27 protein-coding genes and 1 other annotated feature are annotated in these 26386 nt (G+C 38.1%); of the genes, 18 read left to right on the plus strand and 9 right to left on the minus strand.

Annotation, left to right across the window (positions count from 1 at the left end; translation table 11 throughout):
- Window positions 1-302 precede the first annotated feature (302 nt).
- From ACNJYY_RS08020 to ACNJYY_RS08030, 3 genes are all read left to right on the plus strand, one after another.
- Window positions 303-1040, plus strand: a complete 738-nt coding sequence (locus tag ACNJYY_RS08020; protein ID WP_416731298.1) for an alpha/beta hydrolase — start codon at window positions 303-305, stop codon at window positions 1038-1040.
- Window positions 1041-1153: 113 nt separating this feature from the next.
- Window positions 1154-2065 carry an NAD-dependent epimerase/dehydratase family protein gene (locus tag ACNJYY_RS08025; RefSeq protein WP_416731299.1) on the plus strand — a complete coding sequence of 304 codons (912 nt, stop codon included), beginning with the start codon at window positions 1154-1156 and terminating at the stop codon, window positions 2063-2065.
- 342 nt (window positions 2066-2407) lie between these two features.
- Complete coding sequence (locus ACNJYY_RS08030; RefSeq protein ID WP_416731300.1) at window positions 2408-2584, plus strand: ComZ family protein; 177 nt, start codon at window positions 2408-2410, stop codon at window positions 2582-2584.
- A gap of 42 nt (window positions 2585-2626) precedes the next feature.
- Here the strand turns inward: ACNJYY_RS08030 and ACNJYY_RS08035 are convergent, their stop codons facing one another.
- Window positions 2627-2926 (minus strand): YppG family protein, encoded by a 300-nt coding sequence (locus tag ACNJYY_RS08035; RefSeq protein ID WP_066393082.1) that lies wholly within the window; start codon window positions 2924-2926, stop codon window positions 2627-2629.
- A gap of 263 nt (window positions 2927-3189) precedes the next feature.
- Here ACNJYY_RS08035 and ACNJYY_RS08040 point away from each other — a divergent pair, with 263 nt between their 5' ends.
- From ACNJYY_RS08040 to ACNJYY_RS08050, 3 genes are all read left to right on the plus strand, one after another.
- Window positions 3190-4122, plus strand: coding sequence for a beta-ketoacyl-ACP synthase III (locus ACNJYY_RS08040; RefSeq protein WP_416731301.1), 933 nt, complete (start codon window positions 3190-3192; stop codon window positions 4120-4122).
- A gap of 44 nt (window positions 4123-4166) precedes the next feature.
- On the plus strand, window positions 4167-5405 hold the full coding sequence (gene fabF, locus ACNJYY_RS08045) for a beta-ketoacyl-ACP synthase II (protein WP_144701151.1): 1239 nt from the start codon (window positions 4167-4169) through the stop codon (window positions 5403-5405).
- 137 nt (window positions 5406-5542) lie between these two features.
- Entirely contained in the window at window positions 5543-6289 is a 747-nt protein-coding gene (locus ACNJYY_RS08050) for a YjbA family protein (RefSeq protein ID WP_066393092.1), read from the plus strand.
- Between the two features lie 91 nt (window positions 6290-6380).
- On the opposite strand, the gene trpS is transcribed toward ACNJYY_RS08050, so the two are convergent.
- The gene (gene trpS, locus ACNJYY_RS08055; protein ID WP_416731302.1) at window positions 6381-7370 is read right to left on the minus strand and encodes a tryptophan--tRNA ligase; all 990 of its coding nucleotides are present in this window, start codon (window positions 7368-7370) and stop codon (window positions 6381-6383) included.
- Between the two features lie 59 nt (window positions 7371-7429).
- Window positions 7430-7680 (minus strand) — a binding site (T-box leader).
- A gap of 26 nt (window positions 7681-7706) precedes the next feature.
- On the minus strand, window positions 7707-8078 hold the full coding sequence (locus tag ACNJYY_RS08060) for a DUF3899 domain-containing protein (protein WP_416731303.1): 372 nt from the start codon (window positions 8076-8078) through the stop codon (window positions 7707-7709).
- A 430-nt stretch (window positions 8079-8508) separates the two neighbouring features.
- Between ACNJYY_RS08060 and ACNJYY_RS08065 the strand changes: the two genes are divergently transcribed.
- The 6 genes from ACNJYY_RS08065 (at window position 8509) to ACNJYY_RS08090 (ending at window position 15395) form a co-directional block, all read left to right on the plus strand.
- Window positions 8509-10188: a peptide ABC transporter substrate-binding protein gene (locus ACNJYY_RS08065; RefSeq protein ID WP_416731304.1), complete on the plus strand. Its 1680-nt coding sequence runs from the start codon at window positions 8509-8511 to the stop codon at window positions 10186-10188.
- 237 nt (window positions 10189-10425) lie between these two features.
- On the plus strand, window positions 10426-11352 hold the full coding sequence (gene opp3b / locus ACNJYY_RS08070; RefSeq protein ID WP_416731305.1) for an oligopeptide ABC transporter permease: 927 nt from the start codon (window positions 10426-10428) through the stop codon (window positions 11350-11352).
- A 2-nt stretch (window positions 11353-11354) separates the two neighbouring features.
- Window positions 11355-12377 (plus strand): oligopeptide ABC transporter permease, encoded by a 1023-nt coding sequence (gene opp3C / locus ACNJYY_RS08075; protein ID WP_416731306.1) that lies wholly within the window; start codon window positions 11355-11357, stop codon window positions 12375-12377.
- Between the two features lie 17 nt (window positions 12378-12394).
- Window positions 12395-13414 carry an ABC transporter ATP-binding protein gene (locus tag ACNJYY_RS08080; RefSeq protein ID WP_416731307.1) on the plus strand — a complete coding sequence of 340 codons (1020 nt, stop codon included), beginning with the start codon at window positions 12395-12397 and terminating at the stop codon, window positions 13412-13414.
- Window positions 13414-14412: an ABC transporter ATP-binding protein gene (locus tag ACNJYY_RS08085; protein WP_191754869.1), complete on the plus strand. Its 999-nt coding sequence runs from the start codon at window positions 13414-13416 to the stop codon at window positions 14410-14412. The genes ACNJYY_RS08080 and ACNJYY_RS08085 overlap by 1 nt, the downstream gene beginning before the upstream one ends.
- Before the next feature lie 131 nt (window positions 14413-14543).
- The gene (locus tag ACNJYY_RS08090; protein ID WP_416731308.1) at window positions 14544-15395 is read left to right on the plus strand and encodes a DegV family protein; all 852 of its coding nucleotides are present in this window, start codon (window positions 14544-14546) and stop codon (window positions 15393-15395) included.
- 39 nt (window positions 15396-15434) lie between these two features.
- Here ACNJYY_RS08090 and ACNJYY_RS08095 read toward each other — a convergent pair whose 3' ends face one another.
- From ACNJYY_RS08095 to ACNJYY_RS08105, 3 genes are all read right to left on the minus strand, one after another.
- Window positions 15435-15974: an HD domain-containing protein gene (locus tag ACNJYY_RS08095; protein ID WP_416731309.1), complete on the minus strand. Its 540-nt coding sequence runs from the start codon at window positions 15972-15974 to the stop codon at window positions 15435-15437.
- Between the two features lie 129 nt (window positions 15975-16103).
- Entirely contained in the window at window positions 16104-17864 is a 1761-nt protein-coding gene (locus tag ACNJYY_RS08100) for a UbiD family decarboxylase (protein WP_416731310.1), read from the minus strand.
- A 94-nt stretch (window positions 17865-17958) separates the two neighbouring features.
- Window positions 17959-18138 (minus strand): hypothetical protein, encoded by a 180-nt coding sequence (locus tag ACNJYY_RS08105; protein ID WP_416731311.1) that lies wholly within the window; start codon window positions 18136-18138, stop codon window positions 17959-17961.
- A 128-nt stretch (window positions 18139-18266) separates the two neighbouring features.
- Here ACNJYY_RS08105 and ACNJYY_RS08110 point away from each other — a divergent pair, with 128 nt between their 5' ends.
- From ACNJYY_RS08110 to spxA, 3 genes are all read left to right on the plus strand, one after another.
- Window positions 18267-18881 carry a GNAT family N-acetyltransferase gene (locus ACNJYY_RS08110; RefSeq protein WP_416731312.1) on the plus strand — a complete coding sequence of 205 codons (615 nt, stop codon included), beginning with the start codon at window positions 18267-18269 and terminating at the stop codon, window positions 18879-18881.
- A gap of 34 nt (window positions 18882-18915) precedes the next feature.
- Window positions 18916-19050: a hypothetical protein gene (locus tag ACNJYY_RS08115; RefSeq protein WP_416731313.1), complete on the plus strand. Its 135-nt coding sequence runs from the start codon at window positions 18916-18918 to the stop codon at window positions 19048-19050.
- Window positions 19051-19389: 339 nt separating this feature from the next.
- Complete coding sequence (gene spxA, locus ACNJYY_RS08120; RefSeq protein ID WP_066245987.1) at window positions 19390-19788, plus strand: transcriptional regulator SpxA; 399 nt, start codon at window positions 19390-19392, stop codon at window positions 19786-19788.
- Window positions 19789-19840: 52 nt separating this feature from the next.
- On the opposite strand, the gene ACNJYY_RS08125 is transcribed toward spxA, so the two are convergent.
- Window positions 19841-20509, minus strand: coding sequence for a TerC family protein (locus ACNJYY_RS08125; protein ID WP_416731314.1), 669 nt, complete (start codon window positions 20507-20509; stop codon window positions 19841-19843).
- Between the two features lie 324 nt (window positions 20510-20833).
- Between ACNJYY_RS08125 and mecA the strand changes: the two genes are divergently transcribed.
- The 3 genes from mecA (at window position 20834) to pepF (ending at window position 24746) form a co-directional block, all read left to right on the plus strand.
- Complete coding sequence (gene mecA / locus ACNJYY_RS08130; RefSeq protein WP_137789854.1) at window positions 20834-21502, plus strand: adaptor protein MecA; 669 nt, start codon at window positions 20834-20836, stop codon at window positions 21500-21502.
- 157 nt (window positions 21503-21659) lie between these two features.
- Window positions 21660-22832 carry a competence protein CoiA gene (locus tag ACNJYY_RS08135; RefSeq protein WP_416731315.1) on the plus strand — a complete coding sequence of 391 codons (1173 nt, stop codon included), beginning with the start codon at window positions 21660-21662 and terminating at the stop codon, window positions 22830-22832.
- 96 nt (window positions 22833-22928) lie between these two features.
- A complete protein-coding gene (pepF, locus tag ACNJYY_RS08140) occupies window positions 22929-24746 on the plus strand; it encodes an oligoendopeptidase F (RefSeq protein ID WP_416731316.1) in 1818 nt (605 codons plus the stop codon).
- Between the two features lie 339 nt (window positions 24747-25085).
- On the opposite strand, the gene ACNJYY_RS08145 is transcribed toward pepF, so the two are convergent.
- Window positions 25086-25988, minus strand: coding sequence for a ClpXP adapter SpxH family protein (locus ACNJYY_RS08145; protein ID WP_416731317.1), 903 nt, complete (start codon window positions 25986-25988; stop codon window positions 25086-25088).
- Window positions 25972-26385, minus strand: a complete 414-nt coding sequence (locus ACNJYY_RS08150) for a globin (protein WP_416731318.1) — start codon at window positions 26383-26385, stop codon at window positions 25972-25974. The genes ACNJYY_RS08145 and ACNJYY_RS08150 overlap by 17 nt, the downstream gene beginning before the upstream one ends.
- Window position 26386 lies beyond the last annotated feature (1 nt).

Below are 26386 nucleotides of genomic sequence, written 5' to 3' on the forward strand. Positions count from 1 at the left end.
ATCGTCCAATAAGCCCTAAATGTTAGAAATTTTCATAAATTGTTCAAGCTTAACAGGATAAGGGTTGGTTTCGAAGAAGAAAGTACATACTTAATTCGGGTTTCATGGAGGGATTTTTAGTATGAAAGAAAAGTTGGAAGAATTGAAAGCGCTGGAAGAACAGGAAGAGAAGAATTTAACAGATGAAGGAAAACAAACGTTGGAACAGCTAAAAAAAGAACTGAATTCTTAGGCAGATAACTTTAGCTATTTTTTTTCCCCTGCATACATTAGTTAAGAAAAGCGAATCCGAGGGGAGAAATGTGAGTATCGACAAACGCACTTTCCAAATAGACAATCAATGGAATATCATACACCTACCAAAGCAGCCGAACGGTTTTGCCGTGATGATCATCGGTGATTGCAGTCATTATGTTGATGAGCATACAAGTCTTTGGAAACAAAACACTGAACGTGCAAACCTCATCCAATCCCTCAAAAATCAAGGATATACCATTTTTTATTCTAATCTATACGGAAGACATTGGGGTAGTCCGAAAGCGGTCATTCTGGCAAAACGACTTTACCACTATGTAATGAAGCATGAAATTTTAAACCCGAATATTCATTTGATCGCAGAGGGTATGGGATCACTTGTTGCACTGCAGCTCATGGAGGATATGGAAAAAAATATACGCTCAGCTTTATTTATCAATCCATGTATCGATTTGCAGCACCATTTCAATCATGAAAGACAGAACCGATTATTTTTTAAACGACTGATTCGTGAAATCATAACAGCTTACGATACAGAAGAAGATATAGAATTACTCATTCATAATCTACCTCAAACCAATCACCTTACAGCGACTACACCAGTTCAAATATGGCATGCAGCACGTGGTGTTGCATTTAATTTTAAAGATCACAGCAGACCTTATGAGAAGAGAAGACAAGAATTAGCAGCACCTATTTCACTTTCTATACATGTTCCTGAAGCTACGTTCAATCCGGCAAGGGCCTTTCAAGAATATTTTAAAAACCATGAAAAAGTGTTGTAGAAACCTCATTACGTGAATGCTGTAATGGGGTTTTTGTGTATAAAAAAGTATCGTATTCTTTTGGGTAAGACCATAGGATAGTAAGAGGAGAAAAATGGACTGGAGGCTCTTACATGAAAAAGGCATTTGTAACAGGAGCGGCAGGGTTTATCGGTTACCATTTGTGCAGCCGTTTGTTGGATGAAGAAGTGGACGTCGTCGGCATAGATATGGCAGAATCTCCAGACCGGATTGATTTCATTGCTCGTCATGCCGGATTTAAGTACCTTCCTTATGATATAAACGAAACGGATCTTGAACCGCATACAAATGGCTGCGATGTGATTTTCCATCTCGCTTGTTCAGTCAAGCCAACAGCGCCATGGGCTAATATAGAAGATGAAGTACAGCGGAACGTCTCTGTTCTAAAAAAAGTCGCAACGTTAGCCAACAATGAAACGAAGTTGATCTATGTATCATCCTATGATGTATATGGGAAACGACAAGGAGATGTTTTGGAAACTTCACCAAAAAATCCGGAGTCGCTTTTTGGTCTTATTAAGCTGACTGAAGAAAATATGGTGAAACAACTTGCTGAACAGCATGATTTTCCATTCGTTATCATGAGATTGCCAACTGTATATGGACCCGGTCAGCCTGAACACCATACGTATCAACAGGTAATATCGACAGAAGATCAAGATCAGGATAGGAACGATTCGATATCAAAAGATTCAGTTACAGAAGATGTACTCTTTGTGGATGACGCCGCTGAAGCTTTATTCTTGGCGGGTAAATCCGCTGCAAAAAATGAAATCTACAACATATCAAGTGGCAACCAGAACCAATGGCTTGAAGGATTAACAGAATTAAAAGCCGATCAATTAACATTTAAAGAAAAAAGAAAGATGCGGATAAAAGGTGAGAAAGCAGAAAATGAACTCGGGTTTCGTGCTAAAACGAAAATCAAAGAGGGTATTATGAAACAGATTATGCATTTTAGGAATAGGAATAAAAAATCAAAGCCCAATTCTAAAGAGATTTAACAAGTAAAGGTGATCCTGGCAGTTTTCAGGGTCATTTTTTGTTTGAATTGCAGTGTGCTTGCATGAGTGTATAGGTAAGGTTAACTTTGACGTTGTATTTCGCCTCGTCGATAAGTGAGGAAAACTCGGTGAATTATCGTAAAGATTCGTCAATATAACTTCTGAATTTCTCTAATTACTCTTCGGATTTCTCAAAAAATTGATATCAATACCCTAACCAGTATATCTGAATTTCATTAGTTAGATTGAAATTAATCATAAAACGTTTATCCGTCTCACATTTTTCTTTATAATAGGTAAGGGTTTATAACTCTGTACATATAGTGAGGGAGGATTAAAAAGATGGATACAGAACGCAACATGAAATTTATGCAGATCGCTATGTCGCATATGCCGGAAGCACAAGCTTTTTTAGAGAAAAAAGGAATTGAGCTTGGGATGGAAGATGTTCAGCCGATGCTTCAGCTCTTAATGAACGTGATGAATGATGCTTACGAACTTGGAAAAGAAGAAAAATAAGAAACAAACAAAGAAAAGCCAACCTGCTCGGGTTGGCTTTTTTTACTTCTTCTTAAACGCAGAAAAGATAGGTGAGATCTGTTGTGCGACTTTTACGGATTGGTCGATAACAGAAAAAATTTTATTGTAATCTAAAGAGCCTTCCTGCGTTCGAAAAGAATGTAGAAATGGTCGAGGCATCGGTTGATGAAACGGTGCCGGCATACCTCTGAAACCAGGGCCACCGAAATGTTGTGGTGGTGGAAAACCTTGCTGCATATGCTGCTGGTTTTGGCCCATTGGAAAACGTCCAGGAAACTGCGGAGGATACATCGGTTGCTGTCTAGCTTGGGGATTATGCATATTGAACCACTCCTAATATCAATTTCACTAAACTTACACTTTTCTTCCATACAGGATATGCCCTACGGCTTATATTGGTGAAAGAAAAGAACTTTAACTAGACAAAATATAAGAGATATCATAAAATTAGTACCAGGTCATAATATTTGATTATAAAACAGTTTTTCATTTATTTAGTAAATCGTTATTACAAGTTACTCATCTCAGGGAAAACGAGTAAGAAACCTTTATTTAAACAAAAACGAAACCAAAGGGGTAATGTTATGAATGCAGGAATCATAGGGATGGGAAGCTATATCCCTGAAAAAATTCTAGCGAACTCCGACCTGGAAAAAATGGTTGATACAAGTGACGAGTGGATTCGAACTCGAACAGGAATCGTAGAACGTAGAATTGCAGAAGAATCGGTAAAAACGTCTCATATGGCTAGATATGCAGCAGAAGAAGCGATAAAAGATGCGGGCATCTCTGCAGAAGATATTGACCTTATCGTGGTAGCGACGGTTACACCAGACAATCCATTTCCTTCAGTAGCATGCCAATTACAAGAATCCTTAGGTGCTAAGAACGCTGTAGGTATGGACGTCAGTGCTGCCTGTGCAGGTTTTATCTACGGTTTGGTCGTAGGAAAGCAGTTCATTGAAACAGGAACGTATAAAAATGTTCTAGTAGTTGGTGCTGAAAAGCTATCTAAAATAACGGACTGGAAAGATCGTAATACAGCAGTATTATTTGGAGACGGAGCGGGAGCGGCTATACTTTCTAATGTTAGTGAAGGGAGAGGCATCCTTTCGTTCGAGCTTGGTTCAGATGGAACAGGAGCAAAACATCTGTATCAAAATGAATTTATCCACATGAACGGCAGAGAAGTTTTTAAGTTTGCTGTGCGTCAGATGGGTGAGACTTCATTAAATGTCGTTCATAAAGCAGGTCTGACGAAAGAAGATGTTGATTTCTTAATTCCACATCAAGCCAATATAAGAATCATGGAAGCTTCACGAGAGCGTTTAGAGCTTCCGAAAGAAAAAATGGTCATGACGATCGACAAATTTGGGAATACGTCATCAGCTTCCATACCGATGGCATTAAAAGAAGCACTAAAAGATGGTAGAATAAAAGAAGATCATACAATCGTACTTGTTGGCTTTGGTGGAGGTTTAACCTGGGGTGCTGTTGCACTTCGTTGGGGAAGATAATCATCAATGACCGCAAATGTGTACAAAGGAGAGTTGGTTTTACAATGAAAAAAAGAGTAGTCGTAACTGGTCTAGGAGCCGTAACTCCTCTTGGAAACAGTGTAGAAGAAACATGGAAAAAGATTGTTGAAGGTCAAAGTGGTGTTGGTCCACTTACAAGAAGAGATAAAGAAAAGTTTCCGGTTAAAGTTGCAGCAGAAGCAACCGAATTTAATCCGGAAGATTTTATGGATAAAAGAGAAGCACGCCGAATGGATCGTTTCACGCAGTTTGCGGTTGCCGCATCAATTATGGCTGTTAAAGATGCAAACTTAGATATCACGGAAGAAATTGCACCTCGCGTAGGGGTATGGATCGGTTCTGGAATCGGTGGTATGGATACTCATGAAGAACAATTCCGTATTTTTGAAGCAAAAGGTGTAAGACGTGTTAGCCCATTCTTCGTTCCGATGATGATTCCAGATATGGCATCTGGTCAAGTTTCAATTACCATCGGTGCGAAAGGTATGAACTCATGTACCGTAACGGCTTGTGCATCTGGTGCAAACTCGATCGGAGATGCATTCAAAGTGATTCAGCGCGGAGATGCAGATGTAATGGTTACAGGTGGAACAGAAGCACCGATCACAGACATGGCATTAGCAGGATTCTGCCAAGCGGGAGCACTTTCAACAAACCCAGATCCAAAAACAGCTAGCCGTCCGTTTGATAAGGACAGAACAGGCTTTATTATCGGCGAAGGAGCTGGAATCCTTGTTCTGGAAGAATACGAATTCGCGAAAAAACGCGGAGCTAAGATTTACGCAGAGATCGTAGGTTACGGAGCAACAGGGGATGCTTATCATATCACTCAGCCTGCTCCAGGCGGAGAAGGCGGAGCGCGTGCGATGAGACAAGCAGTTGAAGATAGCGGTCTTGCTCCAGAAGAAATCTCTTACATCAACGCCCATGGAACTAGTACGGATTACAACGATAAGTTTGAAACAGCTGCTATTAAAGCTGTGTTTAACGAGCATGCTTACAAGATTCCGGTCAGCTCTACAAAATCAATGACAGGTCACTTATTAGGTGCTGCTGGTGGGATCGAAGCAATCTTTTCTGTAAAAGCGATTCAAGAGAGTATTCTTCCTCCAACGATTAACTATGAAACACCGGATGAAGAATGTGATCTCGACTATGTTCCGAATACAGCAAGACAGGCAGAAGTGAAAGCTGTTCTTAGTAACTCACTAGGTTTCGGCGGTCATAATGCATCATTGGTGTTCAAAAAAATCGAAGAATAGTTTGTGATCAAACCCCGTTTTCTTATGAAAGCGGGGTTTTGCATACTTCGAGTTAATTACCTTTATTTAGAATAAAAAGGACAACCTCTGACTATACTGATTTTAAATACAAATCGGCAAAGAAGTGAGGGGTACAGATGTTATATTTACGTGATGTTTGGGTCAACTGGTTTGAAGGAGAAGAGAACGGCTATAACGTTTGTGAGTTTCATGAATGGAGAAAAGACGATTATATTGAACTATTGGATCAAGTGCCAATTATTAAAATAGAATCCACGCTCTTTCATTACATCGAGAATGATTTAAATGATCTGCCGGATTCCCTGCTTGAAGAGGTCCACCAAAAAGCTTACGTTCGAAAGAACAACCAACGGGTGCAACTCGAACATTGCTTTATCATTACGGATGAAAAAAAATCTCTCATCATAGATACGATGGGTTATAGAATACCAATCCGCAAGAGCAGACTCATACCAAGACAAGAACAGCTAGTATTTGAGATGGCAGAGCAGACGGAGACAAAAGTCTATACGTTCAGTGAGAAGCAGTTAAGTAAGGAATATCACATTCTTTCTCCAAATCCAGACAGCATGCGAGGGTTAACTCGGAAAGAGAGACAACTGAAGCAACTTTTGTTCATGGCTTTAGACCAGCTTCACTCGACAAAAAATGTTGCCGAGATGAGGTATTGGTGTACAGAGTGGATGCCAGAGCAATACGGAAGAATTCAAAGGATGGATTTTGACGAAGCTTGGGATGCGTTATACTGTGAGCTGAAAAGCGGTTGGTCCAAACAGCATATGGATATGTGTGAACGGTTAGTAAAAGGACAACCTTATTTTGAAAAGATCTGGGAGCTGGAGAACGGTACACAAGTAAACTAAGGACGAAATCAAATAGTTCTAGAAATAAAGTAAACCAGCAGGTGATCGAACGATCACTTCTGCTGGTTTTTTGTTTTTCTGCTACGTATTATTAAACACGTTTACGAGCTAATCCCATTGCTCGCTCGGCTTTGTTCAACGTTTTGTTCGCCACACGATTGGCTTTTTCGGCACCAGAATCGAGAATGTCATCTAACTCAGTTGATGCTAAATAATCTTTATATCGTTTCTGGATAGGTTTAAGAGCATGAATGACAGCTTCTGCCACACCTTGTTTAAAGTCGCCGTATCCTTTGCCTTCATATTTCTCTACAAGAGATTTGATGCTTTCTCCTGATAACTGTGAGTAGATGGTTAAAAGATTTGAAATACCAGGTTTATTTTCTTTGTCATAAGCAACTACGCCTTCTGAATCAGTAGTAGCACGCTTAATTTTCTTTAAGATGACAGATTCATCATCAAGCATAGAGATGAATGAATTTTGATTTGGGTCCGATTTACTCATCTTTTTCTCAGGATCCACAAGTGACATGATCCTTGCGCCTTCAGAAGCAATGCGTGGCTCTGGAATCACAAAAATCTCGCGGTATTTCTTATTAAATCGTTCAGCGATATCTCGAGTTAATTCAAGATGCTGCTTTTGATCATCTCCCACAGGAACGATACTCGTGTTATAAAGAAGAATATCAGCTGCCATAAGAGGAGGATAGGTTAATAATCCGGCAGATACAGCTTCTTTTCCAGTTGATTTATCTTTGAACTGTGTCATGCGCTCTAATTCCCCAATATAGGAAACACATTGCATCATCCATCCCATTTTCGTGTGGGCTGGAACTTCAGATTGAATGAAGATTGTCGATTTTTCAGGATTGATTCCTGCTGCTAAATACAGGGCAGCTAAATTTCGGCTGTTTCTCTTTAATTCAACTGGATCTTGTGCCACCGTAATAGCGTGCTGATTAACCACGCAGAAATAGCATTCGTGTTCATTTTGAAGTTCAACAAAATGCCTCATCGCTCCAATGTAGTTGCCGATCGTTAAATTTCCGCTCGGCTGAATGCCTGAGAAGATTACAGACATGATTCATCTCTCCTTTGTTTTTTAAAAATCAATATAAAAAGGCCCACTCGTCGCCTCATGCAAGGGACGAATGGACCGCGGTGCCACCCTTATAATTTTCGAAATAACAGAAAATCACTTTAACACGTACAGGAAAAGCTCCGATACGCTGTCCATTATATCGTGCGGACATCTACACGCCTGAGCCTACTATGAAGGTTCGGTCAGAATGCTCAAAAGCCCATTCCATCATGATTCACTGCCTGTTCTCACCAACCACAGGCTCTCTGAGAGCTTCACATCATGTACTCTTCTTTCTCATCGCATATAACATTTATTTTTTGTAGTATACACAAATTACAAAAGATATGCAACGGCAATTGTAATAAATGATAAAAGCAAGCCACTATAAAGAAATGATTTCATAAAAGAAACATTTACACGCTCAGATAATTGAAAGTTCGTCTTAAATGAAATCTCATCATCAATCTCTGGAGCTCTAGATAAAGCCTTAGCTACTCTTTTGAAACTGTAGGAAAAGAAATCAAAGAAACCACCTTTAACTACATAAAGGGCAAGACCGATAAGAGCGATCGACAATGAAAAATAAAATAAAGTATTTACGTATTTTTCAAGGGTAAAAGGTTCGGAAGTAAACAAACTAACTCCTAATGCGAAAAGAATCGGAAATGCTGATATAATCAGGATCCTCTTAAAAAGTAAATTCATTGAAATTGCCTCCATCTAGTAAGAATTACACCATAAACATTTAGAAATGTACCATAATTTACGAATTATACCCTCAGACTTTATCCCCATTGTAACAAATGAAATATAAGAATGACGAATTATCTTACAAAGTGAAGCATGTTCAATCCTCACAAAAAATCGAGAATGTAATATTCATGCTAGTTTACACATAATTTTGGTAAAATTTGTAGAATTATCAGAAAATAAACCCTACTTTGTAATAGGTCTATATACCTATTTTTTGTTAAGGAAAAGTAAATATAATGGGCTTTTTGTAAAACTCTTAAAAAAAATAAATGCACAATTGTTTGAAAACTTGTATAATCGAACTTGTAGATGAAAATGTCTGATAATTCTTGATGCTTTTATCTGCTAACAATTTAACAGGATAAAAAGGGGAGGTCGACTCATGAAGAAGTCAAAATGGTCATTGCTTCTTACACTAGTACTTGTACTAAGCATGTTCTTAGCTGCTTGTAGTGGTGGAGACAAAGACAAGGCAAGTGATTCTAAAGGCGGCGAAGGCGATAAGCCAACTGAAAAGCCAAGTGAGCCACAAGTACTTAACTTGCTTGATGGAGAGGAAATTCCTTCAATGGATTCTTCACAAGCAACTGATGCAGTATCTTTTGAAGTAATGAATAACGTAATGGAAGGTTTATACCGTCTTGATAAAGACAACAAACCAACTCCTGGTGTTGCTGAAAGTCATGAAGTAAACGAAGATGGAACAGTTTACACATTTAAGTTAAATCCAAACGCTAAATGGAGCGATGGATCTCAAGTTGTAGCGAAAGACTTCGTATACGCTTGGCAAAAAGCATTAACTCCAGATACACTTTCTGAGTATGCTTACATCATGGGACCTGTTAAGAACGCTAATGCGATCCAAACTGATGGTGACCCATTATACGGTAAAGTAGATCAATTAGGTGTTAAAGCAGTTGACGATACAACTCTTGAAGTAACTCTTGAAGCTCCAGCTCCTTATTTCCTAGGACTTACTGGATTTGCAACGTTCTACCCGCAAAAAGAAGAGTTTGTTAAAAAGCAAGCTGATAAATATGCATTAGAAGCTAACACATTATTATACAACGGTCCTTTCGTACTTAACGAGTGGAAACACAACGAAGGATGGCAGTATAAAAAGAACGATAACTATTGGGATAAAGACAACGTAATGCTAGATGAGATCAACGTTAAGATCGTTAAAGACGTTGCTACAGGTGTAAACCTATACGAAACTGGCCAAACAGATATCGCTGGTCTAAGCATGGAATATGTTGATCAATATAAAGATAACGAAGACCTATACACGCGTGGTGAAGCATCAGTATTCTTCCTGCGTTTAAACCAAAAATCAGAAGTGCTTAAGAATGCAAACATTCGTAAAGCAATCGACATGGCTTATGATAAGCAATCAATGGTAGATGTACTTCTTAACAACGGTTCTACTCCAGCTTACTATCTAGTTCCTGGTGAGTTCACTCCTGGTCCAGATGGTGAAGACTACCGTAAAACGAACGGTAACTTTGGTGAGTACAACCTTGAAAAAGCAAAAGAACTTTGGGCGACAGGTCTAAAAGAAGTTGGAAAAGATTCTGTAGAGCTTGAACTATTGAACTACGATTCAGATGGCGCTAAGAAAATGGGTGAGTTCTTCAAGAACCAACTTGAAAAGAACCTTCCTGGAATCAAAGTTAGCATTAAAGCACAACCGTTCAAACAAAAGCTTGACCTTGAAACAAAAGGGGAGTATGACTTCTCATATGCTGGTTGGGGTCCTGACTACCAAGATCCAATGACGTTCCTTGACATGTTCGTAACAGATGGAGCTCATAACCAAATGGCATATTCAAACCCTGAGTATGACAAGTTAATCGAAGGCGCTAAGAAAGAAACAGACGAGAAGAAGCGTTGGCAAATGATGCTTGATGCAGAGAAAATTCTTTTCGAAGATCAAGCGATCTCTCCACTTTATCAACGTGGTGTAACTGGACTTCAAAAGCCATACGTAAAAGGACTTGCTCATCACTTATTCGGAGCAGATACTTCTTACAAGTGGGCTTATATTGAAGGAAAGCAATAAATAGTTAGTAAAAAATAGTAAATAGTGTTTCTCAGGAGAGTACATGTATTCCTGACATGTACTCTCTTTTTTGCCTTGAAAACAATATTTGGCAGATATTTGGAAATATCAAAAGAAATCAGAAAATGTCGAAAAAAAAATATTTTCTATTGATATAAAATATTTTGTCCCTTAAGATAGATATTACAGAAAGATTTCAAAATATTAAGTTTGAAACATTTGGGGGAGGTGCGTGTAATGTTGCGTTATATATCTAAGCGTGTGTTTTCCATGTTTATTACACTGATGATCATTGCAACAATTACATTCTTTTTAATGAAGTTACTACCGGGTTCTCCATTTAACAATCAAGAAAAGTTAACTGAGACCCAGCGTTACGCTCTAAACGAAAAATACGGGTTAAATGACCCGGTGCCTGTTCAATATATTAATTATTTGGGTAAATTGGCACAGGGTGATTTAGGATATACGTTTCAGTTTGACGGACGTACCGTTAACTCTATGATTGCAAATGGTATGGGACCTTCAGCAACGATAGGTTTCGAGGCTTTAATCTTTGGTACATTTGTAGGGTTGTTTCTAGGTATTATAGCTGCCCTTAAACATAATTCATTTGTAGATTATGGTGCCATGATCGTAGCTGTTTTCGGTATTGCAATTCCATCCTTTGTTTTTGCAGGACTATTACAATATTACGTAGGTGTAAAATTAGGATGGCTGCCTGTAGCATTTTGGGATGGTCCAGAATATCACATCATGCCTGCATTCTCTTTATCCGTTGGAGTAATCGCTACAGTAGCACGTTTTATGCGAACTGAAATGCTTGAAATTTTAGGTACGGACTATATATTAATGGCTCGATCTAAAGGAATTAGCAAAAATGCAGTCATCATTAAACACTGTGTACGTAATAGTATGATTCCAATCGTCACGATCTTAGGACCTATGGCTATAGGACTAATTACTGGATCACTAGTTATCGAGAACATTTTTGCGATTCCAGGAATCGGTGAACAGTTTGTAAAAAGTATTAACTTAAATGACTATCCAGTTATCATGGGTACTACAATATTCTATAGTTTCTTAATCGTAGTCATCATTTTGATCGTGGATATTCTTTATGGAATCATCGACCCTCGTATTCGTGTAGCAGGAGGTAAATAAGAATGAGCATGTCAGAAAGAAAACTCACACCGGATTTATTTCGTCCTGCAAATCTAGATGTTAACAAGAGTGAAGAAATTTCTAAGCCAAGCTTAAGTTTTTGGCAAGATGCTTTTAGACGACTAAGAAAAAACAGAGGAGCGATGATCGGCCTTTTTGCAATTGTTTTTGTCATCGTGTTCTCTCTAATAGCACCATCTTTAAGTAAGTATGGTATGGACGATCAAGAGCTGATGAGAGCAAATCTTCCTCCTAAGATTCCAGGTCTTGAGAAAATTGGTTTTCTTGGAGTAGATGGAGTAGATATTCGTGGTGTAGATCAGTACGAAATGAAAAATGTACCGAAAGATCAAAACTTCTGGTTTGGTACAGATCCGCTTGGACGTGACCAATGGGTACGTGTCTGGAAAGGTACTCAAATCTCACTATATATCGCTTTCTTAGCAGCGACCATTGATTTAATCGTTGGTGTTGCATACGGTGGGATTTCTGCCTTTTATGGCGGCAGAGTAGATAATGCGATGCAACGTGTCGTAGAGGTTCTATATGGTATACCGAATCTAGTTGTAATTATCTTATTCATTATCATACTAGATCCTGGGATATTATCGATCACGCTAGCCCTCGTTATAACCGGTTGGATTGGAATGTCACGTATCGTTCGTGCTCAGATATTAGCGTTAAAGGATCGTGAATTTGTTCTCGCGTCACGAACATTAGGATCAACTAGTGGAAGATTGATTACAAAGCACTTGTTACCTAATACGCTAGGTGCGATTATCGTTACGAGTACTTTTACGATTCCAGGCGCGATATTCTTCGAAGCTTTCCTAAGCTTTATCGGTCTTGGAATTCAGCCACCGACTGCCTCATTAGGTGCATTGATTGCAGATGGATTTAGATCGCTGAGAATTTATCCACACTTAGCAATCTATCCGGCTTCTATTATGTGTATCTTAATGATCAGCTTTAACTTACTAGGTGATGGCTTGCGTGATGCACTAGATCCTAAGATGAGAAGATAGGAAGGAGATTTTTTAAAATGGAAAAATTATTAGAATTAGATAATTTGCATGTCTCCTTCCATACGTATGGGGGAGAAGTTAAAGCCGTTCGCGGAGTTAGCTTTACATTAGATAAAGGTGAATCACTTGCAATCGTTGGAGAATCAGGTTCTGGTAAATCTGTTACTTCCAAAGCCGTAATGAGATTATTACCTAACAAAATTGGTTCTATTAAAGAAGGCGCTATTCGCTTTCAAGGGAAAGATCTAGCGAAAGCTACTGAGCGCGAAATGGAAAAAATTCGTGGCGCAGAAATATCTATGATTTTCCAAGATCCGATGACATCTTTAAACCCAACGATGACGATCGGTAAACAAATCATGGAAGGGCTTCGTAAGCACCAAAACATGAGCAAGAGTGAAGCAAAAGAGCGTTCGATCAACCTATTAAAACTTGTAGGAATTCCTAATCCTGAGCTTCGTGTGGATGAATATCCTCACCAATTTTCAGGTGGAATGCGTCAGCGTGTGGTTATAGCTATAGCACTAGCTTGTAATCCTAAAGTATTGATTGCTGATGAACCGACAACAGCACTTGATGTTACGATACAAGCGCAGATTCTTGACTTAATGCGCGATCTACAGGATAAAACAGGTACAGCAATCATCTTGATTACACATGATTTAGGTGTAGTAGCAAACTTGGCTCAACGTGTTGCCGTAATGTACGGAGGCATGGTAGTAGAGACAGGTACGGTTGATGAGATTTTCTATAAGCCTATGCATCCATATACATGGGGATTGCTTGCATCAATGCCTAAAATCAATTCAGAATCTAAAGAATTATTAGCTATTCCTGGTACACCGCCTGATTTAATGAATCCTCCGAAAGGATGTCCGTTTGCAGCGCGTTGTCCATATGCCATGGAAGTATGTGTGGATCATATGCCTGAAGCAACTAATGTTACTTCATCACACAAAGCAGCTTGCTGGTTACTTGATGAGCGAGCTCCAAAAGTTGAACCGCCTGAAGAGGCATTAGTTGGGGGTGCTCGTTAATGTCAGTAGTAGAGAGAGAAAAATTACTCGAAGTAAAAAACCTTAAAAAGTATTTTCCGGCTGGGAAAAAAGGTGTTTTAAAAGCTGTAGACGATGTTTCCTTTGATATCTATAAAGGTGAAACATTAGGACTTGTTGGTGAGTCTGGCTGTGGCAAGTCTACGACAGGTCGAACGATCATCCGTCTTTATGATGCTACTGAAGGTGAAGTTGTATATGAAGGTGTAGATGTTCATGATAAAAAATCTCGTTCTGAGTTAAAGAAATTTAACCGCAAAATGCAAATGATTTTCCAAGATCCTTACGCTTCTCTTAACCCGCGTATGACAGTTAAGGATATCATTGCTGAAGGAATCGATATTCATGATTTGGCAAAAACAAAGAAAGATCGTGAAAATCGTGTTTATGAACTACTTGAAACAGTAGGATTAAATAGAGAGCACGCAAACCGTTACCCGCATGAATTCTCAGGTGGACAGCGTCAGCGTATTGGAATTGCTCGTGCGCTAGCAGTAGATCCAGACTTTATCATTGCAGATGAGCCAATTTCTGCTCTAGACGTATCCATTCAAGCGCAAGTGGTTAACTTGATGATGGAACTGCAAAAAGAGCGTGGACTTACTTACCTATTTATTGCCCATGATCTATCTATGGTTAAACATATTTCTGATCGTGTAGGTGTAATGTATCTAGGTAATATCGTCGAGCTTACGACAAGTGATGAGCTTTATGAAGAACCGCTTCACCCGTATACACAAGCTCTTTTATCAGCGATTCCAGTTCCGGATCCTGAACTGGAAAGAAGCCGTGAACGTATCATCCTAGAGGGAGATGTTCCGAGTCCGATCAACCCTCCAAGTGGCTGCCGTTTCCGTACACGTTGCCCACATGCAATGGATGTATGTGCAGCTGTTAAGCCTAAATGGCAAGAAGCTAGAGAAGGGCACTGGGTAGCCTGTCACCTTTATGATGAAGAAGCTGTAAAGCAACAGAATTAACACATTTAAAACGATCTCCTATAATACAGGAGATCGTTTTTATGTTAAACTAATAGAAGTGTGTGAAGCGTATACAATTCTTTATACATCCCTAATAATTGAATTGAGAAGCAGAAATGGGGTAGAACAATATGAACCTTAGTTTTATAGTGGATAGCGCAAGTGACCTTAAAATAGATCTTGAGAAACTGGATTATTCGTTAACCGTTGTACCTTTGAATGTACAATTTGGAGAAGACCATTATTTAGATGGCGTGAATATTACTGAAGATGAATTTTATAAACGTATGAGTATGGAACCAGAATTGCCTAAAACAAGTCAGCCATCTCCACAATCTTTTTATGAAGCCTTTCAAAAGGAAGTAGATAAAGGCCATGATGTCCTATACATCGGCATCTCATCTAACTTAAGTGGAACGGTTCAAAGTGCTACGATTGGAAAGAGCATGTTAACTGAGGAAGAACAAGAAAAAGTGATTATTCTAGATTCCGGTATCGCTTCAGGTGGTGTACAAATTTTACTAAATGAAGCGATCGAATTAGCACGTGAAGGTAAGTCGATCAATGAAATTGTAAATAGCTTAGAGACTACGAAATCAGGCATTAAAGCGTATGTACTGCTTGAAACGTTAGAAAACTTGAAAAAAGGTGGCAGAATATCTGCTGTTCAAGGGGCTATCGCTGGAATGTTAAATATTAAACCGATGATTTCGATCATTGATGGCGTGGTTGAAACGATTGGTAAGTTTAGAGGAAGTAAGAAGGGTCTTTCAAAAATGAAAGAATATATCTCTGAATGGAGAGAAGAAAACCCTGAAAAGACACTTTACCTCATTCATAGTTTTCCATCTACGGATGAAGTGATAAAAGAATTTGAAGAATTATTTTCATTATCCAGTTTTCCAAAAGTAATTTATACTCGTTTTGGAAGCACGATCGGAACGTATTCAAGTGAAAAAGCTATTGGATTTGTAGCTTATTAAAATAATATATAAGAATGTTAAAAACACTCTTTTCCTTCCTTAGGAAACAGAGTGTTTTACTTTTTCTTCTTCATGATATTCATCTACCATTTCATCTAATTTTTTGATCATGGTTATAGCTTTCATATCACTAATCGTACGATAGTGGTGGCTTCCGCCTGGTTCTTCATCTGCTTCGTCAGCCAAAGCAACAACTTGTTGCAGCGGATTGAGGTTAAGTGAGCCAGCAGGTAGATAGGAATCGGTGTGCAGTAGAATGGCAAGAGCAATTTCTTTTGCATTTTTACGATCTTCACCTAGAGACACTAATATTCGATGTGCGCGTTCGGCACCTTTAATCGCATGAATATCATTCTCTTTGTACATGTCATAGTCCCAATGACCGTTCTTATACCATGTATAGTGACCGATATCATGAAGAAAAGCAGCCTTTGTCGCTAAATCAGGATCCACACCATATTTTTTAGACAAACGGTATGCATGATAAGCTGTTGAGATGGCATGAACCATTCCAGAGCGCTTCACATATTTTTGTACATGAGGGTGGTTGTATAAATCGAGTAAGCTAATATTTCGCATATGATTTCTCCTTTCTCTAAAAATGTATATTGTTATATACATTAACACCATTTGGACAATTTATCAACTAAAATAAGCAAAAAAAGAAGCGGAGTCGCTTCTTTTTTTGCTGCTGAGGTATTATGAGGATTACTTTTTAAAGTACTCATCCCAACGATCAGTCACTAATTTATCTATATCTTCACGAGTTTCAACCACATCAGGATAGAACGGCTTCATTCTAGCATCAATAATGATTGTTCCTTCATATTTAATACGATTTCTGTCTATCGTACTCTTCGCGTATACATCATAGGCAGGATCGAATCGTGTGAAGGTTGTCCACAAAAACTCAGCCTGTGTTGCTGCAATGGATGCATCATCAACTAGGAAAACTAACGGCCAATCTTTGAAAGAATTCTGACCATTCTCAAGCAGTTTTTCTGCAAAGTCAGGTGCTTCTTCGAATGATGGCCCACTTACCGTTAAACAGCCACCACAAAATACGCTAACGTCATGGATGCCTGAAATGGTACCACCATCATAAGTACGTTTAAGTTCGCGGACAGGTTCACCTAATCCAGTCATAATTGCTTTTGAACCTGTATTGAACTTACGGCCGGTATAATCAAGAGTATCCATTGAAGTATCATGAATAATTAAAAGGTCACGTTCAGGAAGAAATCTTTCAAGTACACCTTCAGCAAGTTCAGCGAAATTTTGAAGGTTTACAGGCTTATTCGTTACCATCAGAAACTTAGTAAGCGTCAGCTGCCCTTCACCCATAATACGGAAAGCGTGCGCTAAACCTTCTTTATAGTATGATTCACGAACAACAGCCCCTGCTAGTGCATGAAAGCCAGTTTCTGCATATGTCCAAAGATCTCGTACTCCGTTCATAACAACAGGAAATAGTGGACTCATCAATCTCTGAAGATATTCTCCAATGAAATAATCTTCTTGTTTTGGTTTTCCGACCACTGTTGCAGGATAGATGGCATCTTTGCGCTTCCACATCTTATCTACGTTGAATACTGGGAAATCATGTGCCCATGAATAGTAGCCATAATGATCGCCAAAAGGTCCTTCAGGTTCTCGGACATGCGGTGGAACGATTCCTCCAAACGCGAACTCTGCCTCTGCAATTAGAGGATGCGGATGCCCATCAACTTGTGCAAGACTTAGTTTTTCTCCCATTAACATAGAGGAAAACATAAGCTCAGGAACTGCTTCAGGAAGCGGAGCGATCGCTGAGATCATTAGGGAAGGAGGTCCACCTAAAAACAACGTCACAGGCAAAGCTTCATTCTTTTGTTCGGCGGCATAATGATGGAAGCCTCCACCTTTATGAATCTGCCAATGTATACCCGTCTTGTTTTTCTCTTTGATCTCAATTCTATACATACCAAGATTGTGTTCATGTTTATCTGGATGTTCTGTATACACGAGTGGCAGGGTTACGAATGGATTGCTGTCTAAATGCCAGCCCGTTAATGCAGGCAGGTCCTGCATGTTCACATTCGTCGTAAAAGTTTCTAATAGTGGTGCTTTGTTTTTGTTCACGGTTTTCGTGCCGAGTGATAATACATCTTTGATCATGCCTTTTTTCTTCCATAATACAGAAGGAGATGGAGGCATTAATTCATCGATCGATCCGACTAGTTCTTTAACTAGCTGCTCTGGCTTTGGACCGAAAGCCATGTCTACTCGCTTAATCGTTCCAAATAGATTTGTTACAACTGGAATATTCTTTCCTTTAACATTTGTAAAAAGAAGAGCTGGTCCTTCTTCTGAGATCACACGTCTATGAATTTCAGGAATTTCTAAATAAGGATCCACTTCTGTATGAATCTCTACAATTTCTTTTTCAGCTCTTAATTGATTGATGAACGTTCTAAGGTTTCTATGCATTTGTACACCTCTATTATGTATGCTACCCTTATATTATAAAGTAGTTCGGACTTGAAATGTAAAAAACAACCCAAAATTCACGGGTTGTTCGCATTTATCTTCTTTTTACAGGATTCCAGTTTTCTTGAAAAGACTTCGATTTATCCACAAAGTGAAAAACTTTTTTACCGCCAAACAATTTTACAGCGATGAATTGGGAGATGCTTCCCATCAGGGCTGTGATTCCAACAACACAAAGTGCTAGCAACGTTAAATCGGTAAAGAATGAAATCAAATGAGGACTCCTCCTTTTCACAACGAGTTCACCACGTACTTCTTTCTTTATTGTATCTCATGATAACAAAGGAAGAAAGAGGGAAAACTATAATTACCACCAAAATCTAAGGAGCTGATGGGGAAAAAATGAACTGGTATGAGAAATTAAATCAATATTTTCCGATTGAAGAGATGAAATCTAAAGAACACATGGAGTTATTATTAGACGAGAAGAGTGACATCTATCACAAAGATGAAGGCCAATACCACGTTTTGATGTATGTAGAACTCACTGATTTTGTTTTTATTGATTACTTATTTGTTTCAAAAGATGCTAGAGGTCAAGGTCTCGGCCATAAGCTTATCGAAAAGTTAAAAGCAAAAGGGAAACCGATCATCTTAGAAGTTGAGCCGGTCGATTATGAAGATACAGATACAGAAAAAAGGTTACGGTTCTACACTCGTGAAGGATTTGAACATGCATCTAGTATAGGGTACAGAAGACGCTCACTCGCTACGGATGAAGTGAATGAGATGGAGATCCTTTTTTGGTCACCAACTAAAGAATCCGAAGAAACTATTTATGAAAACATGAAAAAGACGTATAATGAAATACACACGTACAAAGATAGTGAATTGTACGGTAAGTCCTATCAGCCTGCAAGTGAAGTGTTAACTTTAGATACAGAGAATGCAGTACCTAAGCTTGAGATCGTTGATGATGACTCAACAGATTCTTCGGGAAAACCTGCTTCAGAGTAATACGATTTTCCTTTTTAAAGGAGGATGAAATGTCATGAAACAAAAAGACAAGAAGAAAAAAACAAAACGTGAACTTTGGAAAGAAATGCTTAAGAAGAATCTTAAGAAATTTAACCAAAGCATTTCTAGAAAAGGCCCTGCTTCACAAGTAAAGAAAACAATTGCATAAGATGGGGCTGTTAAAAGGAGGGTATGCTTCTTCTAACAGCCCTTTTTTTGATCTACCTTAATCATGATTAAATACGTGTTGAAACAAACGAATAATTAACATATTCTTTTTTTATGTTTTATGAAACTTATTCTTGGGTAATACGTCTATATATATGTAGATACGGAAAAGTTGTGTAGAATATTTTGTAGATGTATTACATTTGTATGACAAATTCGTAAAAATGTACAAAAGTCTGTATAACCTCTACCGAAAATGTAAAATGTGTAGTATACTATGAATGATTTAATAACTTTTTTAAAGTGCCTAAATCAGAGAGAGGGGAAGGAGAGTTCCACTATGGTCACACTATTTACTTCGCCGAGCTGTACATCATGCCGTAAAGCAAAAGCATGGTTAAAAGAGAATGACATTCCTTATCAAGAGAGAAATATTTTTTCAGAACCTTTATCAATAGAAGAAGTTAAGCAAATCTTGAGAATGACAGAGGACGGTACAGACGAGATTATTTCTACTCGTTCAAAAACGTTCCAGGAACTTAACATCAATCTCGAATCCATGCCTTTGCAAGACTTATACCAATTGATTGCAGACCATCCTGGATTACTGCGTAGACCTATTATCTTGGATGAAAAACGCTTGCAAGTTGGTTATAACGAAGACGAAATTCGTCGTTTCTTACCAAGACGTGTACGTACATTTCAGCTTATGGAAGCACAGCGTCTTGTCAATGAATAAAGAAAAACTTCCGCTAACCGATAGCGGAAGTTTTTTATTGTGCTTTTTTAGACTAATTGGCTCGTTTCTTTTTGAAAGTGTTCGTTAAGATACCTGCAAGAATCACGCCTACAACTAAAAATACATATAAACCGTATTTCAGAACATCATTACCTTCAAATACGGAATGGATCATTCGTTCTTCAACAATCATTCCTGCTGATGTGAAAGCAAGTACTCCAGCACCAATATAAATTAAAACAGGGAATCTTTCCATAAAGTGCAGTATTATCTTACTTCCCCATATAATGATAGGAACTGAAACTAAAAGTCCAATCACTACTAACACGATATTTCCGTGTGCAGCACCGGCGACTGCTAGTACGTTATCAAGTCCCATCGCAATATCTGCAAAAACGATAGTTTTTACAGCATCAGATAGGTTCTTGCCCGCTTTAACATCAAGCTCGTCATCTTCTTCTAAAATTAGCTTATAAGCAATAATTAGAAGTAAAATTCCTCCTGCAAGATATAAGAAAGGAATATTTAATAAATAAACAGCTACAATGGTTAGTACTACACGAACAACAATAGCTAGTCCTGTTCCTAAGAAAATGGCTTTATTTCTTTGAACTTCTGGTAAGTTTCTACTGGCAAGGGCAATTACAATAGCGTTGTCTCCGCCAAGAAGGATATCAATTGCAATGATCTGCAACAATGATATCAGAAATTCTGTTTCCAAACGTAAACCCCCCGTAAATAATGAAATTTCACTTGAATTATGGTACAATATGTTAACCTTAAAGACCTTTGAATTATAGTCCAGCTTGACCTGCTCCGTCAAGTTGAGAGCTTAAGATTCGACGTGTGCACAGGTGCAAAAAAGGGCAGTTTATACAGGCCTTTTTTATTTCCATATTTTCCGTTTTGTCATAGAATAAGGTACAAGAGGTTTAATTGTGATTGATGTAGTTTTCGACGGAGAACGATTGGAAATAAGAATTGCTTTTTTCTAGGGGTATTTATCCCTTCACGAACAAACCGGAGAGAAGGGAGAGAAGCAGAAATGGAAATTGAAAGAGTGAATGAGTTCACCATTAAATTTTTCATTACGTACAGAGATATTGAAGATCGCGGTTTCGACCGTGAAGAAATATGGTCTGATCGCGAAAGAGGAGAAGAACTCTTTTGGGAAATGATGGACGAAGCACATCAGCAAGAGCAGTTTCCATTAGAAGGTCCACTGTGGATTCAAGTTCAGGCTCTGGATAAAGGTCTTGAAATAATTGTAACTCGTGCTCAAATGTCCAAAGACGGTAAGAAGATTGAGCTTCCTATAGGCGATGATAAGTTGGATTTACCCGTTGATCAGAATATTGAACAAATATTAGATCAACAGTTTCAAGTAGAAGAAGATTTTGATGAATTAGAAGAAACAGAAGAAGACTATTTATCCTTCCTCATTTCTTTTGGTGACTTTGAAGATGTTATCTCTTTAAGTCATACGATTGATTCTTCGTCTTTTGAGAATTCGCTGTTTCACTTCGAGGGTAAATATTATTTGTATGTGACATTTAATGTGGAAACTTCAGATCGAGAACAAGACGATCTATTAGCCCAGCTATTGGAATACGGAAATGACTCTGATCTATCTGTTTACCGTATACAAGAGTATGGAAAAACAATTGTTTCAGAGGCTGCATTAGATCACGTACAACAATATTTTAAATTATAAGATATTACCGATTTCAGCTACCTTGAAATCGGTTTTTGTTTTTTTTACTGAGTGTTTTTATCAATTAATCAATCATTTCATTAACGATCTAGAGAAAATGAAGAAGTGAAGTTTCTGCACTCATCCATCATTATGATGAGTGTGGAGGTGAAACAAATTGTTAGTCGCTCTTTTTAATGATCAGTACGTTGATATGGTTGGAGAAATAACAAAGGAAGAATGGTATCTGAAAAATAAATCAGGAAAATTACGATGCCCAGTCTGTCATAATAAAGTGATACCGAAATGTGGAACAAAAAAGACATGGCACTTCGCTCATCATTCTTTTGAAGAATGTGAAGGTTTTCATGAAGGAGAAACGGATTATCATCTCCTTGGGAAAAAAAGCTTGTATAAATGGCTTACACATGTAAATGAAAAAACGATCCTGGAGTATTATATTCGTGATATTAAGCAGCGTCCTGATTTATTTCTTCAAGAAAATCAGCATGTCATCGAGTTTCAGTGTGCTACGATCACACCTGAAAATCTGAGAAAACGAATATCAGGTTATCAGTCTCTTAACTTAGCCTCCGACTGGATCTTTGGAATGAAACGTGTAAAACAAAAAGGACCAGATCTTTATTATATCCAAAGCTCCGATCTATCGGCAGCTAAAAAAGATAGCAATGGCCACTTATATCTTAATTATTATTGCCCTCTTAAAGAACAGTTTTTTCTGCTTAGAAATATTATTCCTCTATCACAAAAGAAAGTTGCTGCCCATGGTAGTATTTTTTCAACGAAGAAGTGTTGTGATGTCCTATGGTTGTCACGAACGTTTTTGAATCTAGAAACTCATAAAGTTAATCACAACGTTCTTTGGAGAAAACAAAAATATACGTGGAGAACAACAGCTTTTAAGAATACATCTCCAGCTGTTATGTATATGAAAAAAGTTTTGTATTTCAATCATCATTCCCTAACCTTGTTTCCTTCTATTGCGGGTATTCCCACTAATGATTTTTATCACATTGAAACATCACCTTATTTATGGCAGACATATATATTGTTCTTGATTGAAAAGATGCCGATCTCATTATTTTCCACTAATTTTATCGAACAAGAACTTCAGCGATTGATTCAAAAACGTATTCTTCAGGTACGAGATTTTCCATATCTTAAAGAATCTTGGAGAGATGCTGTGGAGAACTATCTATCATTCTTAGTGAATCATCAATTGCTCGAAAATGTGTCAGAGGGAACTTATAGAAAGCTTCAACTTGTTCACTATCCAAAAACGATGGATGAGGCATTTAAACTAGACGAAATTTTCAGTGAAAAGTCGTAATTTTTGACTTTGCATAAGCATTTTCTGGTAATATGTAGATATATATAAGGAGAAAGTATTCCTACTATTCTCTTTAATCTACTTGGAGGTGTATGTATGTCTCAAACTAAAACAAAATCATTGCCTAAACGTAATGAAGTCCCTGTTTCAGATACGTGGGATTTAGAAGCAATATATGCGACAGACGATGTATGGGAAAAAGAATTTGTTGAAACGAAAAACTTGCTGCCTGAATTAAAATCTTTTCATGGTAAACTTGGAGAATCTGCGGAAACCCTTTATTCGTATTTCCAAAAGCAGGATGAAGTAACTAAAAAACTTGGTAAACTTTATACATACGCTCATATGAGATACGACCAAGATACAACGAACTCCTTTTACCAAGGGTTGAATGACCGTGCTTCGAATTTGGCAACACAAGTTAGCAGTACAGTGTCGTTTGCAGTGCCAGAAATTCTTTCTTTATCTGAAGAGTCATTGGTTCAATTTTTACAAAGTCATGAACCTTTAAAGTTGTACAAACAAGCTTTAGATGAGATTAACCGACAGCGTCCCCACGTACTCTCTAAAGAAGAAGAAGCTCTCTTAGCAGATGTTAGAGAAGTTGCGAATACGTCAAGCAACACATTTGGTATGCTCAATAATGCTGATCTTAAATTCCCAGTTGTTAAAGATGAGAACGGGGAAGAGATTGAAGTTACTCATGGACGATATATCCGCTTTTTAGAAAGCTCAGATCGCAGAGTGAGAGAAGATGCTTTTAAGGCTGTATATGGCACTTATGATTCTTACAAAAATACATTTGCTAGCACACTTGCTGGAACAGTAAAACGAGATAATTTCTTTGCAAAAACAAGAAAGTTTAGTTCAGCTCGTGAAGCAGCACTAAACAACAATAACATTCCTGAAGCAGTTTATGATAACTTAGTTAAAACAGTAAACGATAACCTTGGTTTGTTGCATCGTTATGTTCGCCTTCGTAAAAAAGCACTAGGACTAGATGAACTTCATATGTATGATCTTTATACCCCACTTGTAAAGGATGCCAAGATGGAAGTGAGCTTTAAAGAGGCTCAGCAGCTTGTCCTTGACAGTTTGGATCCAATGGGTGAAGAGTATAAACAGATCGTAAAAGAAGGTTATGAGAAGCGCTGGATCGATGTACATGAGAATGCTGGTAAGCGAAGTGGTGCATACTCATCAGGGGCTTATGGAACAATGCCGTATATCCTAATGAACTGGCAAGATAATGTAAACAATTTGTTCACGCTCACTCATGAGATCGGGCATTCTGTTCATAGTTACTATACACGTGAGAATCAGCCTTATCCTTATGCGGATTATTCGATCTTTGTTGCAGAAGTCGCATCGACTTGTAATGAAGCTTTGTTGAATCATTATATGTTAGAGAAAACTTCTGATAAGAAGGAAAAGTTGTACTTGTTAAACCACCATTTAGAAGGATTTAGAGGTACTGTTTTCCGTCAGACGATGTTCGCAGAGTTCGAGCAAGAAATTCATGTTCGTGCCGCGAATGGGGAGCCGCTAACTCCAGAACTGTTAACGAAAATCTATTACGATCTAAACGTTAAATATTTTGGTGAAGGTCTCGTAATTGATAAGGAGATTGGTCTAGAGTGGGCTAGAATTCCTCATTTCTATTACAATTTCTATGTTTATCAATACGCAACAGGATTTAGCGCAGCTGCTTCTTTGTCGAAACAAATCTTAGACGAAGGAAAACCAGCTGTTGACCGTTACCTGGATTTCTTAAAAGCAGGAAGCTCTGATTATCCGATCGAAGTATTGAAAAAAGCTGGTGTTGATATGACTACACCAGAACCAATTGAAAATGCTCTTAAAGTTTTTGAATCGATTCTTGATGAGATGGAAGAACTGCTTTTTGAGAAATAATCAAAAAAATCCTGTCCAATTTTCTGGGCAGGATTTTGTTATGTTTGTTTTAGCCTATTCTTCTTAGTTTTGATCGATAGTTATAGCAGAGTGTTGTGAGTAGTACAGCAATAAATAGTCCAGGTATTGCTAAAATTTTGGGTGCCATGTTTAGCAGAGAGAGCACAAAGAAATAAAAACTCCCTGCAAGTGAAAGTAAGCTAAGCAAAAACATGATTAAATACATAAAAATCTCCCTCCCTTTGTACATGTTTATTCATGTTGGGACAGGATATGCAAAGCGTGTCCGAATAATAACGGCTCTTGTTAAAAAAGCTAATAAAAAACCGCTGAAAATAATCAGCGGTTGGGGAGATATCTCCAAAATGTTCCGTACTTTACCGGTACACGTTCAACTTTTTGTTGCAGAACGAGACGTTTTAATCTTTTTTCAGCTTCTTCACAACTGATTTGATATACTACAGAGACCTCTTTTGTTGCTACAAAAGAGTAAGTAGAAAGAAAGTCTTCTAATTCAGGAAGCGGAGAGGGCTCTAAAGGAACCTCAGACATTTCTTTTAGGATTTGTACATAAACATCGTAAGAATAACAGCCGGATATTTTTATCCCATCGTCATCTGTTTTGTCATTGAAAACAATAAGCGTTGGTATTTGAGTAACATCCATTTCTTGGGTGAATTTCAAATCACAACGAAGAGCTTTAATTGTTGCTTCGGATGAAAGATCACTTAAAAATTCATCTTCGTCCAAGTTTACCGAGCGGGCGATATTTAATAAGACGTCATCGTTTCCAATGTTTTGTTTATTCAAAAACAAGTTCTCTCTAAGTTTTCTTAGAAACTTCATGCCTTGTTGCTTGCCTTGTAGCTCAGCAGCTTTTATGGCAAGTGTTGCTTTATGAGGGGCAGAAATAGGGTTTTCCAACCACACATCTCCATCACAGCTCATACCAGAAATGGAAGCTGTTTTTTCCCACTTCTCAGCAATCTGTTCAGCAGTGTTTATCCCCTTTTTTCGAGGAACGTACGTATTGAGTGATTCAAGGCTGCCACTTACAAAATGGCGTAATGTAAAATAATGGCCGTATTGAACTTGCAATTTTTTAAGAACAGGCTCTAATGACCAGCACTCTGGGCATAGCGGATCGATGACAGAATAGATTTCCAATGGCTTTTGACAGGCATAGTTTTTATTGTTCTCTTGTTCGTCATAAAAGGAATTGGAATTATACAGTGTCAGCATTCTCGCCCCTTTCTGAATCCTCTGTATTAACCATATGAAAAGCAGTCATTTTTAATCGGCTTAACAGTATGTTTTGCAAATCAGGATCTATTTTATGAATCGTCATCGCCTTTTCCATGCAAGCTATCCAAGCTTTTGCATGAGAATTTGTTATCGGAAAAGGCATGTGACGCGCTCTGAGCATAGGATGTCCATGTTCCTCAGTATATAGTGGCGGTCCGCCAAAAAACTGACTTAAAAATTGAGTTTGTTTATAGGCAGTCTCAGTTAAGTCATCAGGAAAAAGTGGAGATAGCAAAGAGTCTTGACTAACTAAGCTGTAAAAAGTCGTAACCAGTTTTTCAATGCCCTCTTTTTTTCCTAATAGATCATATGGTGTTTTTGATTCCTCAAACATG

This window comes from Fictibacillus tiangongensis (genome assembly GCF_048083785.1).
Lineage (GTDB): Bacteria > Bacillota > Bacilli > Bacillales > Fictibacillaceae > Fictibacillus.

Coding starts and splice junctions, on each gene's coding strand:
- ACNJYY_RS08025 (WP_416731299.1), top strand. CDS start 1,154: ATGAAAAAGGCATTTGTAACAGGAGCGGCAGGGTTTATCGGTTACCAT.
- ACNJYY_RS08030 (WP_416731300.1), top strand. CDS start 2,408: ATGGATACAGAACGCAACATGAAATTTATGCAGATCGCTATGTCGCAT.
- ACNJYY_RS08035 (WP_066393082.1), bottom strand. CDS start 2,926: ATGCATAATCCCCAAGCTAGACAGCAACCGATGTATCCTCCGCAGTTT.
- ACNJYY_RS08040 (WP_416731301.1), top strand. CDS start 3,190: ATGAATGCAGGAATCATAGGGATGGGAAGCTATATCCCTGAAAAAATT.
- fabF (WP_144701151.1), top strand. CDS start 4,167: ATGAAAAAAAGAGTAGTCGTAACTGGTCTAGGAGCCGTAACTCCTCTT.
- ACNJYY_RS08050 (WP_066393092.1), top strand. CDS start 5,543: ATGTTATATTTACGTGATGTTTGGGTCAACTGGTTTGAAGGAGAAGAG.
- trpS (WP_416731302.1), bottom strand. CDS start 7,370: ATGTCTGTAATCTTCTCAGGCATTCAGCCGAGCGGAAATTTAACGATC.
- ACNJYY_RS08060 (WP_416731303.1), bottom strand. CDS start 8,078: ATGAATTTACTTTTTAAGAGGATCCTGATTATATCAGCATTTCCGATT.
- ACNJYY_RS08065 (WP_416731304.1), top strand. CDS start 8,509: ATGAAGAAGTCAAAATGGTCATTGCTTCTTACACTAGTACTTGTACTA.
- opp3b (WP_416731305.1), top strand. CDS start 10,426: ATGTTGCGTTATATATCTAAGCGTGTGTTTTCCATGTTTATTACACTG.
- opp3C (WP_416731306.1), top strand. CDS start 11,355: ATGAGCATGTCAGAAAGAAAACTCACACCGGATTTATTTCGTCCTGCA.
- ACNJYY_RS08080 (WP_416731307.1), top strand. CDS start 12,395: ATGGAAAAATTATTAGAATTAGATAATTTGCATGTCTCCTTCCATACG.
- ACNJYY_RS08085 (WP_191754869.1), top strand. CDS start 13,414: ATGTCAGTAGTAGAGAGAGAAAAATTACTCGAAGTAAAAAACCTTAAA.
- ACNJYY_RS08090 (WP_416731308.1), top strand. CDS start 14,544: ATGAACCTTAGTTTTATAGTGGATAGCGCAAGTGACCTTAAAATAGAT.
- ACNJYY_RS08095 (WP_416731309.1), bottom strand. CDS start 15,974: ATGCGAAATATTAGCTTACTCGATTTATACAACCACCCTCATGTACAA.
- ACNJYY_RS08100 (WP_416731310.1), bottom strand. CDS start 17,864: ATGCATAGAAACCTTAGAACGTTCATCAATCAATTAAGAGCTGAAAAA.
- ACNJYY_RS08110 (WP_416731312.1), top strand. CDS start 18,267: ATGAACTGGTATGAGAAATTAAATCAATATTTTCCGATTGAAGAGATG.
- ACNJYY_RS08115 (WP_416731313.1), top strand. CDS start 18,916: ATGAAACAAAAAGACAAGAAGAAAAAAACAAAACGTGAACTTTGGAAA.
- spxA (WP_066245987.1), top strand. CDS start 19,390: ATGGTCACACTATTTACTTCGCCGAGCTGTACATCATGCCGTAAAGCA.
- mecA (WP_137789854.1), top strand. CDS start 20,834: ATGGAAATTGAAAGAGTGAATGAGTTCACCATTAAATTTTTCATTACG.
- pepF (WP_416731316.1), top strand. CDS start 22,929: ATGTCTCAAACTAAAACAAAATCATTGCCTAAACGTAATGAAGTCCCT.
- ACNJYY_RS08145 (WP_416731317.1), bottom strand. CDS start 25,988: ATGCTGACACTGTATAATTCCAATTCCTTTTATGACGAACAAGAGAAC.
- ACNJYY_RS08150 (WP_416731318.1), bottom strand. CDS start 26,385: ATGTTTGAGGAATCAAAAACACCATATGATCTATTAGGAAAAAAAGAG.